At 52.8% G+C, this 528-nt stretch carries 1 protein-coding gene; it reads right to left on the bottom strand.

Going from position 1 to position 528, the window contains the following annotated elements; genetic code table 11:
- Window positions 1-261, bottom strand: a 261-nt coding sequence (locus tag AC9UEO_RS13595; protein ID WP_509534600.1) for a hypothetical protein, incomplete at its 3' end; no start/stop codon positions are given.
- Window positions 262-528 lie beyond the last annotated feature (267 nt).

Genomic DNA, 528 nt, shown 5'->3' with positions numbered 1-528 from the left:
CTTCACTGTCATGTTGGAGGTCGACTGCGTAAGGATCAGTTGGTGTATGTGCACGTCCTGTGCATGATGCAACATATCTTGTATTCTATCATGTGCCCTTGTCTTGGTGGCTGGTATGCCACATGCACGCCGGCAACGGCGCAAGTCTGGGGCCAGACTGTTCTTCAGCAACTCGTGCAGCAAACAGAGGCGCATGGCAGTGCCCCAAGCGTTCGTGACGCCCAAAGTTGCCTCTGCAAATTGAGCCTTAAGTGCTGCCATCTCATCACACCCTGCCCCTCAACAATGCATAGCTTCTGTACAAGTTGCCCCGATGCGTGCTGCTCACGCTGAGTCCAGTGACATCGATACCATGATGGGTCTGCAATGCATCGAACACGTCGTATGGCAATGTTGCATCTGATGACAAATCAAAGTTGCATTCCAATATGTCGGCTAGATGGACGACAGGTGGGAGGGGTGGGGGGGAGACTGCACGCACGGCATTCTGCAAGTGACAATTCATGCAGACTCATCCATAGGCCGAAT

This window comes from Limnohabitans sp. (assembly GCF_040401495.1).
Lineage (GTDB): Bacteria > Pseudomonadota > Gammaproteobacteria > Burkholderiales > Burkholderiaceae_C > Limnohabitans.
Note: the sequence above shows the minus strand (reverse complement) of the source record. Positions and strands in the feature narration are given on the sequence as shown.